The sequence below is a fragment of the Streptomyces sp. L-9-10 genome (genome assembly GCF_004151105.1).
GTDB lineage: Bacteria > Actinomycetota > Actinomycetes > Streptomycetales > Streptomycetaceae > Streptomyces.
The window spans coordinates 70,836-85,654 of record NZ_PHRF01000121.1; the positions used below are offsets into that span (position 1 = coordinate 70,836).

Below are 14,819 nucleotides of genomic sequence, written 5' to 3' on the forward strand. Positions count from 1 at the left end.
TCCGAGGAGAGCGGAGGAGAGACGTTTCAGCCGGTCTCCGCCGTACGGACCTGCGCCGGTGTGGGCGCGGTGCCGCCGAGGTGCGCGGGCACCCACCAGGTGTCCGCCGCGTCCCTCGGGCGTACCGGATAGGCGCGCTGCGCCGCCTCCAGCAGCTCCTGTACGCGTTCGCGCAGGCGGCGCGTGATCGCCCCGGCGTACTGGTCCGCCGCCGCCTCGATCTGCTCACCGACCCGGATCGTCACCGGGATGTGGCTGCGCTTGAAGTTGCGCGGCCGGCCCTTGGTCCACACCCGCTGGGTGCCCCACAGCGCCATCGGGATCAGCGGTACCCCGGCCTCCTGCGCCAGCCGGGCCGCGCCCGACTTGAAGCTCTTGAGGGTGAAGGACGGCGAGATGGTCGCCTCGGGGAAGACCCCGACGATCTCGCCGGAGCGCAGCGAGTCCAGCGCGTGGGCGTACGCCTGCTCGCCCTGCTGGCGGTCCACCGGGATGTGCTTCATGCCACGCATGAGCGGGCCGGAGACCTTGTGCCGGAAGACCGACTCCTTCGCCATGAAGCGCACCAGGCGCTTCTGCGGGAGCGCCGCGAGGCCCGTGAAGATGAAATCCAGGTAGCTGATGTGGTTACTGACGAGCACGGCGCCACCGGTGCGCGGGATGTGCTCGGAACCCTGAGTGTCGATCTTCAGGTCCAGCGCCTTGAACATCGTGCGGGCGGCGCCGATGACCGGCCGATAGACGAGCTCTGCCATCAGGTGAGGACCCTTCTGTTCCGGGGAGGGTTCTCCCGGCGGAAGTTACGCAGCCGTAGGTTTTCGGCATTCCGCCGATCGTGCCCCATACGCGGCCTCGTGGCCAGTCCTGGTCTGTGCGTCCGGCGAGATTCTCGTCACGTCGGCGTCATGTCATCGCAGCGCAGGCGTGGTGCGCCGGACCAACAGGTACATCTCGTACCCCGGGCCCGCGGCCGGAGACCGCGTCGAGGAGGGCGGCGGCGAGCGCGCGCCCCCTGGCCGACAGTCCCGCCATGTCGGCGGCCGCGGAATATTCCGCGGTGGTGTGAACGCTGCACCCGGGGATGAGTACGACAGGACTCATGCGCGTACGGCGGCGCTCACGGCGGGCGGGCGCCCACCGAGTGCTGCGTGGGCGCGGGGACGGGAGGCCGATGGTGCGGGGGAACGACGGCGGTGAGCGGCTCGGCGCGGCCGAGCTGGGCGCCGAGCTGGGGGAGCGGGCCACGCTCGTCCAGTTCTCCAGCGCGTTCTGTCAGCCCTGCCGGGCCACCCGGCGCACCCTCGCCGAAGTGGCGGGCATGGTCGACGGCGTCTCCCATGTGGAGCTGGACGCCGAGGAACGGCTGGAACTGGTGCGTGAGCTGGGCATCCTCAGGACCCCGACGGTGCTGGTGCTGGACGCCGGGGGCCGCGTCGTACGGAGAGCGGCCGGTCAGCCCCGCACAGCGGATGTGATCGCTGCCCTGGGCGAGGCGCTGTGACGCCGGGGTCCGACGCGGGGACGGGCGTTACGTACTTGACTGCGCCCGCCACCTATCGTCACGCTGATCAGGTGCCCCAAGAACTCCTTCTCTACGGGCGGGCCCATGTCGATCTGGCCCGCAACGCGAGCGCGCGCTGTCCGGCTGTCTGAGCAGCCACGGCCCTGTTCGCCACTCCCGAAGAAGGACAACTCCATGACGGCCACACCCGATCTCTCCACTCCCCGACTGGCCACTCCCGATCTGCTCCGCTCCGTGTTCCGGCAGCACGCCGCGGGCGTCGCGGTCATCACGGCCCAGGGGGAGGGCCCGGTCGGATTCACCGCCACCTCCCTCAACTCGGCAGCCGCCGAGCCCCCGTTGATCTCCTTCGGCGTGGGCACCTCCTCTTCCAGCTGGCCGGTCCTCGCCGAGGCCGACCATGTCGGCGTGCACATACTCGGCGAGCACCAGACGGATCTGGCGGCCACGTTCGCGCGCAGCGGCGCCGACCGGTTCGCGCCGCCCACGTCCTGGCGGACCGGGCCCGAGGGGGTGCCGGTGCTCGACGGCGTCGTGGCCTGGCTGGTCTGCCGGGTGATCGCCCGGGTCCCCGCCGGGGACCACCGGCTGGTGATCGCCCAGGCCGTCGTCGGCGACCCCGCGGGCGGCGGCCGGCCGCTCCTCTACCACCAGGGACGGTTCAACGCGCTGCGCGACTGAGTGTTCTCTCTCCGGCTCTCCCGCCGCGTTGGCAAGGTCACAGTTCCAAGCGCTTGCTCAGCGGGAATATTCTGGGTGTACTGGCGAGTAATATTTACTCCGGTGCGCCGGTCTCCCCGACCGGAAACCGCCCCATAAGGCGCCTATGCTGCGTGCAACAAGGCAGCCCAGAAATGACGATGCAGTAGGAGAGCCGGCGTGAGCTTGAGGATCGTTGTCTGTGTGAAGTACGTGCCCGACGCCACCGGCGACCGGCACTTCGCCGATGACCTGACCGTCGACCGGGACGACGTGGACGGTCTGCTGTCGGAGCTCGACGAGTACGCGGTCGAGCAGGCCCTGCAGATCGCCGGGGACTTCGACGGGGACGGCGACGCCGAGATCACCGTGCTGACCGTCGGCCCCGAGGACGCCAAGGACGCGCTGCGCAAGGCGCTCTCCATGGGCGCGGACAAGGCCGTCCACGTCGAGGACGACGACCTGCACGGCACGGACGTGATGGGCACGTCCCTCGTCCTGGCCAAGGCCATCGAGAAGACCGGCTACGACCTCGTCATCTGCGGTATGGCCTCCACCGACGGCACGATGGGCGTGCTGCCCGCGATCCTCGCCGAGCGGCTCGGCGTTCCGCAGGTCACGCTGCTCTCCGAGGTCGCGGTGGCGGACGGACTCGTCAAGGGCCGCAGGGACGGCGACACCGCGAGCGAGCAGCTGGAGGCGTCCCTGCCGGCGGTCGTGTCGGTGACGGACCAGTCGGGCGAGGCACGCTACCCGTCCTTCAAGGGCATCATGGCCGCGAAGAAGAAGCCGGTGCAGTCCTGGGACCTGGAAGACCTGGAGATCGACGCGGACGAGGTCGGCCTCGAAGGCGCCTGGACCGCGGTCGACTCGGCGACGGAGCGCCCGGCCCGTACGGCGGGCACGATCGTCAAGGACGAGGGCGAGGGCGGCAAGCAGCTCGCCGCCTTCCTCGCGGAGCGGAAATTCGTCTGACGCGGTCTCGCGGGCCGGAAGCCCGTCCGAGTCCCGTCCGAGCCCCACTCGCCGACCGCCCCCCTCATCTTTCGCAAGCAGGAGAGAAGAAGTCCCATGGCTGAAGTTCTCGTCTATGTCGACCACGTGGACGGTGCCGTCCGCAAGCCCACCCTGGAACTGCTGACGCTGGCCCGCCGGCTCGGCGAGCCCGTCGCCGTCGCGCTCGGCCCCGGCGCCGGGAGCACCGCTCCCGCGCTCGCCGAGCACGGCGCGGTGAAGGTGCTCACCGCCGACGCCGCCGAGTTCGCCGACTACCTCGTCGTCCCGAAGGTCGACGCGCTCCAGGCCGCCTACGAAGCCGTCTCGCCGGCCGCCGTGCTGCTCCCGTCCTCCGCCGAGGCCAAGGAGATCGCCGCGCGCCTCGCGGTCCGTATCGGCTCCGGGATCATCACCGACGCCGTCGACCTGGAGGCCGGTGAGGAGGGCCCGGTGGCGACGCAGTCCGTGTTCGCCGCCGCGTTCAGCACCAGGACCCGGGTCTCCAAGGGCACGCCCGTCATCACCGTCAAGCCCAACTCGGCCCCGGTCGAGGCCGCTCCGGCCGCGGGCGCCGTCGAGGCGCTGACGGTCTCCTTCTCCGAGAAGGCCACCGGTACGAAGGTCGTCGCCCGCACCCCGCGCGAGTCGACGGGGCGTCCGGAGCTGACCGAGGCCGCGATCGTCGTCTCCGGCGGCCGCGGCGTCAACGGAGCCGAGAACTTCGCGGTCATCGAGGCGCTCGCCGACTCCCTCGGCGCGGCCGTCGGCGCCTCCCGCGCCGCCGTCGACGCCGGCTGGTACCCGCACTCCAGCCAGGTCGGCCAGACCGGCAAGTCGGTCTCCCCGCAGCTGTACATCGCCTCCGGCATCTCCGGTGCCATCCAGCACCGCGCCGGTATGCAGACGTCGAAGACGATCGTGGCGATCAACAAGGACTCCGAGGCGCCGATCTTCGACCTCGTCGACTACGGCGTCGTCGGCGACCTCTTCGAGGTCGTCCCGCAGCTCACCGGCGAGATCAAGATCCGCAAGGGCTGATCCGCCGACGTTGTACGGGCCGGGGCCGCGTGGTGATCATCACCGCGCGGCCCCGCGTCGTTGACGCGGCGCGAGCCCGCCGATTAACTTCATTCAACGGATTGTTGATTCCGCAGAGCGGAAAATTGGAGGGTGTGGGAATGGGGCAGCAGGAGAAGGTGGCCACGAGTCTCCCGGACGCGGTCGGCGCGGCCGTCGGCGTCTCCCTCGCGTCGGTCGACGCGGAGCTGGCCCGCCGCTACCCCGGCGACCCGGGCACCCGCCAGCCCGTCCACACCGTCTACGTACCCGGCGACGCGTTCGCCGCGGACACCCTCCGCTCCTGGGGCGACCAGGCGCTCGCCGCCCTCGACGACCACGCCCCCGACGCGGCCACGCTCGCGCGGGTGCTCGGTCTCTCCGGCAAGCTGGCCGGACCGGTGTACGAGCGCGTACGGGACAAGCTGAGCCGCGAACCCGTCGAGGACCTGCGCATCGACTTCGAGGACGGCTACGGCCCCCGCCCCGGTCATGAGGAGGACGAGGACGCCGCCCGCGCCGCCCGGCTCGTCCACGAGGCGTACCGGAACGGCACCGCCGCCCCGTACATGGGCATCCGGATGAAGTGCCTGGAAGCCGCTGTACGCGACCGGGCGATCAGGACCCTCGACATCTTCCTGAGCGGACTGATGGAGGCGGGCGGTCTTCCCGACGGGCTGGTTCTGACGCTCCCCAAGGTCACCTACGCCGAGCAGGTCGCCGCGATGGCACGGCTGGCCGGGGAGTTCGAGGAGGCGCGCGGCCTGGAGCCGGGCCGGATCGGGTTCGAGATCCAGATCGAGACCAGTCAGTCGATCCTCGCCGCGGACGGCACCGCCACCGTGGCCAGGATGATCGACGCGGCCGGCGGCCGGGCCACCGGGCTGCACTACGGCACCTTCGACTACAGCGCCTGCGTCGGGGTCAGCGCCGCGTACCAGTCGAGCGACCACCCGGCCGCCGACCACGCCAAGGCCGTCATGCAGGTCGCCGCCGCCGGAACGGGCGTACGGGTCTGCGACGGCTCCACCAACGTCCTGCCGGTCGGGCCCACCGCACAGGTCCACGAGGCGTGGAGGCTGCACTACGGCCTCACGCGCCGCGCGCTCGCCCGCGCCTACTACCAGGGCTGGGACATGCACCCCGGCCATCTGCCGACCCGCTACGCCGCCGTGTACGCCTTCTACCGCGAGGGCCTGGAGCCGGCCGCGGCCCGGCTGGCCGCCTATGCCGCCAAGGCGGCCGGCGATGTGATGGACGAACCCGCAACGGCCAAGGCGCTCAGCGGCTATCTGCTGCGCGGACTCGACTGCGGCGCCCTCGACAGCGACGAGGTCACCGGGCTCACCGGTCTGACCCGCGCCGATCTGGAGACCTTCGCGATCCCGCGCCGCGCGGACCTGACGGTCACCGCTCCGTAGGTCCTGTCCGGCCGGGTCCTCGTCGGGACACCGCCGGGCCGTCGCCGCCGCTCCCGCGCCCGCCGGGGAAGGGGAGCGGCGACGAGCCGGACCGTCGCCGCCGCGTCCTCGCTCCCGCTCCTACTTCTCGGCCGGCGGCGGGATCTCTCCCGAACCGCGGGCGATCAGCCGCGTCGGCAGCACCACCTGCGACGGGGCGTCGGCCGCGCCGTCGAGCCGGTGGAAGAGCCGCTCCGCCGCCGTACGGCCCAGGGTCGCCGCGTCCTGCGCGATGACCGTGACGCCCGGGTCGAGCAGATCGGCGAGTTCGATGTCGTCGAAACCGACCAGGGCGACCGGCCGGTCGTGCGCGGCCAGTACCCGCACCACCGTCACCGTCACGCGGTTGTTGCCCGTGAAGATCGCGGTGACCGGCTCGGGACCCGCGAGCATCGCGACGACGGCGTCGTGCACCCGCTTCGGGACGGTCGTGCCGAGCGAGACCCAGTCGTCGTGTATCGCCAGCCCCGCGTCCGCCATCGCCGTGCGGTAGCCGCGCAGGCGTTCGCTCGCCGTGTGGATACGGGGCTGGTCGCCGATGAAGCCGATCCTGCGATGACCGTGCGCGATCAGATGGGCGACTCCCGAACGGGCACCGCCGAAGCTGTCGGAGAGCACGGCGTCCGCGTCGATCCGCCCGGCCGGACGGTCCACGAAGACCGTCGCGACCCCGGCCTGGATCTCCGGTTCCAGATAGCGGTGGTCGTGCCCGGCGGGGATCACGATCAGCCCGTCCACCCGGCGCGCGCACAGGGCCAGCACCAGTTCCTGCTCGCGCTCCGGGTCCTCGGCGCTCGATCCGTTGATCAGCAGCGCGCCATGGGCGCGGGCGACCTCCTCCACGGCACGGTTCAGCGGCCCGTAGAACGGGTCCGCGAGATCCTCCAGGACGAGGCCGATGCTGGCGGTACGCCCCTTGCGCAGCACGCGCGCCGAGTCGTTGCGGCGGAATCCCAGCGCGTCGATGGACTCCTGGACCCGGCGCTCGGTGTCGGGTGTGACACCCGGCTCCCCGTTGACCACCCGGGAGACCGTCTTGAGTCCTACTCCGGCACGCGCGGCCACATCCTTCATCGTGGGCCTGTTGCCGTAACGGGGCTCGGGGCGGCGGGTGTTGTCGGCCACAGTGCGCTGTCCTGTCGTCGTTCCGTCGGTGTTCCGGCGTTCATTCGCCGGTCGCTTTGCCGTGGGTTTGCCTGCCACGGCCGTGGCGTCGAGCATAGGCCCTGGACAACGTTGTCAGGGGAATGGAGACTGTTCATCGAAGCCGCTGTTCCGTCCATCCCCGGTCTACGCGGGGATACCTCATCGCCGGGAGATCCCACACCGATGCATACCGACCCCGTTGCCTCACTCGACATCGGCGGCACCAAGATCGCCGGCGCGCTGGTGGACGGCAACGGCAGGATCCTCGTACGGGCACAACGGCCCACACCCGCGCGGGAGGACGGCGAGACGGTGATGCGCGCCGTCGAGGCGGTTCTGGCCGAGGTGTCCGCGTCCCCGCTCTGGGCGTCGGCCACGGCGATGGGTATCGGCAGCGCCGGCCCCGTGGACGCCTCGGCCGGCACGGTCAGCCCGGTGAACGTCGCGGGCTGGCGCGGCTTCCCCCTGGTGGAACGGGTGCGGCTCGTCACCGGCGGGCTGCCGGTGACGCTCGTCGGGGACGGTGTCGCCATCACCGCGGCGGAACACTGGCAGGGCGCCGCCCGCGGCTATGACAACGCGCTGTGCATGGTCGTCTCCACGGGGGTCGGCGGTGGGCTCGTCCTGAACGGGAAACTCCACCCGGGACCGAGCGGCAACGCCGGGCACATCGGCCACATCAGTGTGGAGCTGGACGGCGATCTCTGCCCGTGCGGCGGCCGGGGCTGTGTGGAACGTATCGCCAGCGGCCCCAATATCGCCCGCAGGGCGCTGGAGGGCGGCTGGGAGCCGGGACCCGACGGTGACACCTCCGCCGCCGCGGTGGCCGCCGCGGCACGGGCCGGGCATCCGGTGGCGATCGCCTCCTTCGAGCGGGCCGCCCAGGCACTGGCCGCCGGGATCGCCGCGACCGCCACACTGGTCGAGATCCGTATCGCGGTCATCGGCGGCGGAGTGGCGAACGCCGGAGAGGTGCTCTTCGCCCCGCTGCGCCGCGCGCTCCAGGACTACGCCTCGCTCTCCTTCGTCCAGGGCATCAAGATCGCCCCGGCGCTGACCGGGCGGGACGCGGGTCTGGTGGGCGCGGCGGCCGCCGCCGCGCTCGGCGGACGGGACGGGACGGCCGCCGCGGTCGGCGGCTGAACGCCGGGCTCCCGGGCCGGTCTTCCACGTCCCGCCTGTCCCCGGGACGCTCCTTCGGCGACAGGCCCTGGGAGAACGCTCAGCGGGTCGTCTGGCAGGCCATGCGCTGGCTGCCCCGGAACTTCACACACAACTCGGTGTCGGTGCCCGCGTCCTGAGCGGGCCAACTGTGCGTCAGCGCCTTGCCGGAACGGATGGCCGTCGCCCTGTCGATGAGCTCTCCGTTCCGGAACAGGAACACGGTGCGGGACGTGACCGCCCTCGGCGGATTGGTCCAGATCCCGGTGACCGCGTTCCTGCCGCCCTGCCCCTCCAGCCTGATACAGATCTGCGGCCCCGAGAAGTGGTGGGTGCAGGCGCTGCTGTCGGCCGCCGCGGGGGCGGCGCTCAGCGATACGGCGAGGCCCGCGAGCGCGAACGTCAGCGCCGACCGCCGGGCACGCGGCCGTGGCGCACGCGGAGGCGGGGCGTGCGGCAGCGGGGTGGGCGCGGGCGGAACGGACTCGGACGGGGCGGGTGCGAGCGGAGGCAGGGCGGGCGCGGGCGGGGCTCCGGGCATGCCGGTTCTCCGGCGCGTACGCGTCACTTGGCGCCGCAGGAGCCCGAGTCGGTCGCCTGTTGCGGTACGACGACGAGGAACACGTCCGAGTCGAGATCCATCACGACCTCGGCCGGTGTGCCCTCGTCCCGCCGTGCCCGCGCGAACTCCTCCGCGGGCCAGCTGCCGCGCGGTCCTCCCGCGGGAAACTTCTCCAGCACCGTCCGGCGCATTGGTTACCCCCTTGCTGTGTCGAGCTCTCAACGACGTGCCTCGGGGTTGTGTTACGGCCCGGCGGGGACATCGGTCCGTACAGGAGACGCGCGCGGGGCCTCAGGACGACCTCGATCCGGACACAGCTCGGACACGACCGGTCGGCCGGTGCGGGCTCCCCGGTCTGCCCGGGGGTTTCCGGGGCAGGGTGTTGCGGGCAGTCCACTGAGGGCTACGGAAGAGGGGGAACCGTGATCGTCTGGATCAACGGTGCGTTCGGAGCGGGCAAGTCCAGCACCGCACGCGAACTGATCGACCTGATCCCGAACTGCACTCTGTACGAACCCGAGCTGATGGGCGGGACGCTGGCCGAACTGCTGCCGCAGAAGCGGCTCGCCGAGGTGACCGACTTCCAGGACCTGCCGATCTGGCGGCGCCTGGTGGTCGATACGGCGGCCGCGCTGCTGGCCGAGGTGGGCGGGGCGCTCGTCGTGCCGATGACGCTGCTGCGCCAGGAGTACCGGGACGAGATCTTCGGCGGGCTCGCCTCGCGTCGTATCCCCGTACGGCATGTGTTGCTGACAACAGATGAAACGATCCTGCGCGGAAGGATCGCGGCCCGTGAGGCCCGCGAGGCCCATGTGGCCCATGAGACCGGCGAGTCGGGCGAGTCACGCGCGGACGACCCGGGCGGGCACGGAGTGGGCGGGCACGGAGTGGGCGAGCGCGTCCGGCGCGGGGGCGACGCGTACATCGAGCCCTACCGCGCGGCGCTCGACTGGCTCACCGGCGACGCGCTGGTGATCGACAACACCGGTCTCACGGCGCGCGAGACCGCCGTCTGTCTCGCGGAAGCGGTACGGACCGGCACGGCGGGCCTCTGCGAGATCGTGCAGACACCCGAGCCGACCGCCGAGACCGTCGCGGCGGGTGTCCTGCTCTTCGACGAGCAGGACCGCGTCCTGCTCGTCGACCCCACGTACAAGCCCGGCTGGGAGTTCCCCGGCGGGGTGGTCGAGGCCGGTGAGGCGCCCGCCCGCGCCGGAATGCGCGAGGTCGCCGAGGAGATAGGCATCGAACTCACCGACGTGCCCGGACTGCTGGTCGTCGACTGGGAACCGCCGAGACCGCCGGGGTACGGCGGTCTGCGGCTGCTCTTCGACGGCGGTCTGCTCCCCGCGCACCTCGCGGGACAACTGCTGCTGCCGGGGCCCGAGCTGCGGGGCTGGCGCTTCGTCGGCGAGGAGGAGGCCGGGCGGCTGCTGCCCCCCGCCCGTTACGCGCGGCTGCGCTGGGCTCTGCGGGCCAGGGAGCGCGGGACCGTACTCAACCTGGAGGACGGGATCCCCGTGGGCTGACGGCGCGCCCACGGGGCCCTCAGGCCGCTCCGGGGGCCCTTCGAGCCGCTCCGGGGGCGGCTCGAAGGGGCCGTTCCGGGTCCGAACGGTGCCCTGTGCGGATCTCCGGGGCGGCGCAGCGGCCGTTCCGGGTCCGCTCCGGGGCGGGCCCCGGTCCCCTCTCGCGCCGTCAGGCCTGCTTGGACCGCGCGTAGTTGACCAGGAACAGGGCCTCGGAGACCGACAGGCGCTCCAACTCCTCGGGGGAGACGCTCTCGTTCACCGCGTGGATCTGCGCCTCCGGCTCGCTCAGCCCGATCAGCAGGATCTCCGCGCGCGGATACAGCTCGGCCAGGGTGTTGCAGAGCGGGATGGAGCCGCCCATTCCGGAGGCCTGCATCTCCTGGCCGGGGTACGCCACGCGCATCGCGTCGGCCATCGCGGTGTACGCGGGGCTGGAGGTGTCCGCGCGGAACGGCTGGCCCTGGCCGACCTGTTCCACCGCGACCCGCGCGCCCCACGGCGTGTGCTTCTCGATGTGGGAGACGAGCAGCTCGGTCGCCTCGGCGGCGTCCTGGCCCGGCGGCACCCGCAGACTGACCGTCGCCCGCGCGCTCGCCTGGATCGACGGGGTGGCGCCCACCACGGGCGGGCAGTCGATGCCCAGCACGGTCACGGCCGGGCGGGCCCAGATCCGGTCGGCGACCGCGCCCTCGCCGATCAGACCGACACCGTCGAGCACCTTGGCGTCCTTCCGGAAGTCGGCCTCGCCGTAGGCCAGTCCGTCCCAGACGGCGTCCGAGGCCAGCCCGTCCACGGTGGTGGAGCCGTCCTCGGCGCGCAGCGAGTCGAGCACCCTGATGAGGGCGGCGAGCGCGTCGGGGGCCGCCCCGCCGAACTGTCCCGAGTGCAGGTTGCCTTCGAGGGTGTCGACCGAGACGCGGACCATCGTCATTCCGCGCAGTGTGGCCGTGACCGTCGGCAGGCCGAGCTGGAAGTTGCCGGTGTCGCCGACGACGACGGCGTCGGCGGCCAGCAGCTCCGGGTGGGCCTCCGCGTACCGTTCGAGGCCGCCGGTGCCCTGCTCCTCCGAACCCTCCACGATCACCTTGACGTTCACCGGCACACCGCCGTTCGCCTTGAGCGCCCGCAGGGCCAGCAGATGCATCAGGAAGCCGCCCTTGCAGTCGGCGGCCCCGCGTCCGTACCAGCGGCCGTCGCGCTCGGTCAGCTCGAAGGGCGGTGACACCCAGGCGTCCTCGTCCAGCGGCGGCTGCACGTCGTAGTGGGCGTAGAGCAGCACCGTGGGCGCGCCCTCGGGGCCCGGCAGCAGGCCGTAGACGGACTGGGTGCCGTCAGGGGTGTCGAGTGCCGAGACATCCTGGAACCCCTCCGTGCGCAGCGCGTCGGCGACCCAGCGCGCGGCGGCCTCGCACTCGCTCCTGGGGAACACCGCGGGATCCGCCACCGACCGGAAGGACACCAGCTCCGCGAGCTCCGTGCGGGCACGGGGCATCAGCGACGCTACGGTCTCGGCGATCGGATTCGCGGTCATGGGCACGCTCCTGGTGGGTACGACGTTGTCTCAGTCGGGTGTTACGTCGAAGTCACTGCCGATCCTCCCACAGCGGGTTCACCGAGCCAGCGCCGTAGGATGCCGTTCGACAGCAGGGGCCACCGGTCGGATCAGGAGCAGAAGCACATCGTGAGCAGCGAGAACGCAGACGCCGGAAGCGAGCACGACGAGCGGGTGTGGGATGTCGTCGTGGTCGGCGCAGGGCCGGCGGGAGCCTCCGCGGCATACGCGGCGGCGGTCGCGGGCCGTCAGGTGCTGCTGGTGGAGAAAGCCGAGTTGCCCCGCTACAAGACCTGCGGGGGCGGGATCATCGGGCCCTCGCGCGACTCACTGCCCCCGGGCTTCGAGTTGCCGTTCCGGGACCGCGTGCACGCGGTGACCTTCTCCCTGAACGGCAAGCTCGCCCGTACCCGCCGCTCCAAGCGCATGCTCTTCGGGCTCATCAACCGCCCGGAGTTCGACGCGAGTCTGGTGGAGCACGCGCAGAAGGCGGGCGCGGTGCTCCGTACCGGCGTGACGGTCTCGCGCGTCGAGCAGCACGGCCCGGCCGTGCCCGACCGCCGTACGGTCGCCGTCGTGCTGGCGGACGGCGAGACGGTGCTGGCGCGGGCCGTGGTCGGCGCGGACGGCAGTGCCAGCCGGATAGGCGCCCATGTCGGGGTGAAGCTGGACCAGGTGGATCTGGGTCTTGAGGCCGAGATCCCGGTACCGCCGACGGTCGCCGAGGACTGGGCGGGGCGGGTGCTCATCGACTGGGGCCCGCTGCCCGGGAGTTACGGATGGGTGTTCCCCAAGGGCGACACGCTCACCGTCGGCGTGATCTCGGCGCGCGGCGAGGGCGCCGCGACCAAGCGCTATCTGGAGGACTTCATCGCCCGGCTCGGGCTCGCGGGCTTCGAACCGGCGGTCTCGTCCGGGCATCTGACCCGGTGCCGCAGCGAGGACTCGCCGCTGTCGCGCGGCCGGGTGCTGGTGTGCGGGGACGCGGCGGGCCTCCTCGAACCGTGGACCAGGGAGGGGATTTCCTTCGCCCTGCGTTCCGGGCGGCTCGCGGGGGAGTGGGCGGTACGGATCTCGGAGTCGCACGACGCCGTGGACGCCCGCCGCCAGGCGCTGAACTACGCGTTCGCCATCAAGGCCGGGCTCGGCGTGGAGATGGGCGTCGGCCGGCGGATGCTGGCCATCTTCGAGCGCAGGCCGGGACTGCTGCACGCGGCGATCACGGGGCTGCGCCCGGCGTGGAACATGTTCGCGGACATCACCCGCGGTTCGACCACACTGGCCGGTGCCGTACGGACCCATCCGCTGGCCCGCCGCGCGCTGGATCTGCTGGACCGCAGGCAGCAGCCGAGTGAGACCGGGACGCCGGACGGTGAGACGCCGGAGCCCGGTGCGGCGGGAGTGACGGGTACGCCGGATGCGGGCGCCCGGGAGTGAGCGTCCGGCCCTGAGTGTCTGGCCCTGAGTGTCCGGCCCTGAGTGTCCGGGAGTGAGCGACGGGCCCTGAGCGTCTGGCCCTGAGCGTCTGGCCCTGAGCGTCTGGCCCTGAGCGTCTGGCCCTGAGCGTCTGGCCCTGAGCGTCCGGCCCTGAGCGTCCGGCCCTGAGCGTCTGGCCCGGGGTCCGTCCTGATCAGGAATCCGTCCTGATCAGGAAGACCGGGTGGTCGGCGCCCGCCGCGATGATCTCCGCGTCGGAGGACTTCGCGGTGACTCCCTGGAAGTACTGGTTGACCTCCCAGCCCCAGCGCTCCAGATAGGAGCGCAGGATCGGGAGCTTCTCGCTGTCGGGGATCTCCGTCGCGGTGAACGCCCGGACCTTGCGGCCGACGCGCAGTTCACCGGCGCCCGCGGCGCGCATGTTGCGTACCCACTGCGAGTGGCCCCGGGCCGAGACCAGGTACTGACTGCCCCGGTAGGTGTGGGGGTTGACGGGGATGCGCTGCGTCCGGCCGCTCGTGCGACCGCGTACGGACAGTTCGGCCGAGCCGAGGAGGCTCACGCCGTGCCGGGCGAGCCGGCCGATGAGTCCGTTCATCCGGACGGTGAACGGGCTGGCCTTGAGATAGTGCGGCTGCGACACGGTGAATCTCCTGGGTGTGAGACGAGGGCGGGGAGAGCGCGAGAGCGCTGAAAGAGCTGAGAGAGCACTGCTCTCGCTTGAGAGCAGTGTGCACCGATTCGGTGCTCTGAAGCAAGAGCGGTGCTCTCTCTTTTGATCGGTGCTCCGAACGCATTACACTGCTCCGAATGACGACCATCCGGGGAGCCAGGGAACGTGCCCGCACCGAAGTCACGGCGGCCATCAAGGACGAGGCGCGCGGACAGCTCGCGGCCGAGGGCGCGGCGAAGCTCTCACTGCGCGCCGTCGCCCGCGAACTGGGCATGGTCTCGTCCGCCCTCTACCGGTACTTCCCCAGCCGCGACGAGCTGCTGACCGCGCTGATCATCGACGCCTACAACGCGGTCGGCTCGGCCGCCGAACGGGCCCTCGCCGCCGCGGGCCCCGCCGATCCTCCCGCGCGCTGGACCGCCGTCTGCGTGGCGGTACGTGCCTGGGCCCTGGCCCATCCCCATGAGTACGCACTGATCTACGGGTCGCCCGTGCCCGGTTATCAGGCACCCCAGCTGACGATCGAGCCCGCGTCCCGGGTCGGGCTGGCGCTGATCTCCATCGCCGCAGACGCCCATCGTGCGGACGGCATCGCCCTTCCGCCGCTCACGGACGAGCTGCGCCCGGAGGCCGAACGGCTCGCGGCCCAACTGGCGCCCGGCCTTCCCCCGGAGGTGATGGCCGCGCTCATCGCGGCCTGGGCCCAGCTCTTCGGACTGATCTCCTTCGAGGTCTTCGGCCAGTTCAACGGCGTGGTCGAGGCCCGCGGCGAACTGTTCACCCACACCGCTCGGCGCCTCGCGCGCGAGGTCGGGCTGATGGAGCGCGGCGGTACGCGCTAGTAGGGCTTTGTTAGGTGGTGTCGTAGGGCTGCCATGGGGTGGGTTGCCGACAGGTGGGGCAGGTGCCGGTCCAGGTGGCTAAAAGGTGTTGGAGGAGTGCCAGGGCCTGGTGGAGAGTCAGGCCCTGGCAGGGACTTTTGGGCAGGACCGCTGCTCGGTCAGGAAGAGATGGGCGGCGGTC

The 14,819-nt window shown here is 71.8% G+C and carries 15 protein-coding genes; 9 read left to right on the plus strand and 6 right to left on the minus strand.

Annotation, left to right across the window (positions count from 1 at the left end; genetic code table 11):
* Positions 1 to 26: 26 nt before the first annotated feature.
* Positions 27 to 755, minus strand: a complete 729-nt coding sequence (locus tag CU044_RS28830) for a lysophospholipid acyltransferase family protein (protein WP_129771697.1) — start codon at positions 753 to 755, stop codon at positions 27 to 29.
* A gap of 416 nt (positions 756 to 1,171) precedes the next feature.
* Between CU044_RS28830 and CU044_RS28835 the strand changes: the two genes are divergently transcribed.
* From CU044_RS28835 to CU044_RS28855, 5 genes are all read left to right on the plus strand, one after another.
* Positions 1,172 to 1,501: a thioredoxin family protein gene (locus tag CU044_RS28835; RefSeq protein WP_240045904.1), complete on the plus strand. Its 330-nt coding sequence runs from the start codon at positions 1,172 to 1,174 to the stop codon at positions 1,499 to 1,501.
* Positions 1,502 to 1,696: 195 nt separating this feature from the next.
* Positions 1,697 to 2,203: a flavin reductase family protein gene (locus tag CU044_RS28840; RefSeq protein ID WP_129771698.1), complete on the plus strand. Its 507-nt coding sequence runs from the start codon at positions 1,697 to 1,699 to the stop codon at positions 2,201 to 2,203.
* 198 nt (positions 2,204 to 2,401) lie between these two features.
* The gene (locus tag CU044_RS28845) at positions 2,402 to 3,196 is read left to right on the plus strand and encodes an electron transfer flavoprotein subunit beta/FixA family protein (protein WP_129771699.1); all 795 of its coding nucleotides are present in this window, start codon (positions 2,402 to 2,404) and stop codon (positions 3,194 to 3,196) included.
* A 96-nt stretch (positions 3,197 to 3,292) separates the two neighbouring features.
* Complete coding sequence (locus CU044_RS28850; RefSeq protein WP_129771700.1) at positions 3,293 to 4,255, plus strand: electron transfer flavoprotein subunit alpha/FixB family protein; 963 nt, start codon at positions 3,293 to 3,295, stop codon at positions 4,253 to 4,255.
* 134 nt (positions 4,256 to 4,389) lie between these two features.
* Positions 4,390 to 5,694 carry an aldolase/citrate lyase family protein gene (locus tag CU044_RS28855; RefSeq protein WP_193564104.1) on the plus strand — a complete coding sequence of 435 codons (1,305 nt, stop codon included), beginning with the start codon at positions 4,390 to 4,392 and terminating at the stop codon, positions 5,692 to 5,694.
* Between the two features lie 120 nt (positions 5,695 to 5,814).
* On the opposite strand, the gene CU044_RS28860 is transcribed toward CU044_RS28855, so the two are convergent.
* A complete protein-coding gene (locus CU044_RS28860; RefSeq protein WP_129771702.1) occupies positions 5,815 to 6,858 on the minus strand; it encodes a LacI family DNA-binding transcriptional regulator in 1,044 nt (347 codons plus the stop codon).
* Between the two features lie 204 nt (positions 6,859 to 7,062).
* Here CU044_RS28860 and CU044_RS28865 point away from each other — a divergent pair, with 204 nt between their 5' ends.
* Positions 7,063 to 8,022, plus strand: a complete 960-nt coding sequence (locus tag CU044_RS28865) for an ROK family protein (RefSeq protein WP_129771703.1) — start codon at positions 7,063 to 7,065, stop codon at positions 8,020 to 8,022.
* Between the two features lie 79 nt (positions 8,023 to 8,101).
* Here the strand turns inward: CU044_RS28865 and CU044_RS28870 are convergent, their stop codons facing one another.
* The gene (locus CU044_RS28870) at positions 8,102 to 8,581 is read right to left on the minus strand and encodes a hypothetical protein (protein WP_129771704.1); all 480 of its coding nucleotides are present in this window, start codon (positions 8,579 to 8,581) and stop codon (positions 8,102 to 8,104) included.
* 23 nt (positions 8,582 to 8,604) lie between these two features.
* Positions 8,605 to 8,793, minus strand: coding sequence for a hypothetical protein (locus CU044_RS28875; RefSeq protein WP_030349634.1), 189 nt, complete (start codon positions 8,791 to 8,793; stop codon positions 8,605 to 8,607).
* Positions 8,794 to 9,024: 231 nt separating this feature from the next.
* On the opposite strand from CU044_RS28875, the gene CU044_RS28880 reads away from it, so the two are divergent.
* A complete protein-coding gene (locus CU044_RS28880; protein WP_129771705.1) occupies positions 9,025 to 10,131 on the plus strand; it encodes an NUDIX hydrolase in 1,107 nt (368 codons plus the stop codon).
* 169 nt (positions 10,132 to 10,300) lie between these two features.
* On the opposite strand, the gene CU044_RS28885 is transcribed toward CU044_RS28880, so the two are convergent.
* The gene (locus CU044_RS28885; protein ID WP_129771706.1) at positions 10,301 to 11,665 is read right to left on the minus strand and encodes a dipeptidase; all 1,365 of its coding nucleotides are present in this window, start codon (positions 11,663 to 11,665) and stop codon (positions 10,301 to 10,303) included.
* 150 nt (positions 11,666 to 11,815) lie between these two features.
* On the opposite strand from CU044_RS28885, the gene CU044_RS28890 reads away from it, so the two are divergent.
* Entirely contained in the window at positions 11,816 to 13,123 is a 1,308-nt protein-coding gene (locus tag CU044_RS28890; protein WP_129771707.1) for a geranylgeranyl reductase family protein, read from the plus strand.
* Between the two features lie 193 nt (positions 13,124 to 13,316).
* Here the strand turns inward: CU044_RS28890 and CU044_RS28895 are convergent, their stop codons facing one another.
* Positions 13,317 to 13,766 (minus strand): nitroreductase/quinone reductase family protein, encoded by a 450-nt coding sequence (locus CU044_RS28895; RefSeq protein ID WP_240045906.1) that lies wholly within the window; start codon positions 13,764 to 13,766, stop codon positions 13,317 to 13,319.
* Positions 13,767 to 13,933: 167 nt separating this feature from the next.
* Between CU044_RS28895 and CU044_RS28900 the strand changes: the two genes are divergently transcribed.
* Positions 13,934 to 14,638: a TetR/AcrR family transcriptional regulator gene (locus CU044_RS28900; RefSeq protein ID WP_129771708.1), complete on the plus strand. Its 705-nt coding sequence runs from the start codon at positions 13,934 to 13,936 to the stop codon at positions 14,636 to 14,638.
* The last annotated feature ends 181 nt before the right edge of the window (positions 14,639 to 14,819 follow it).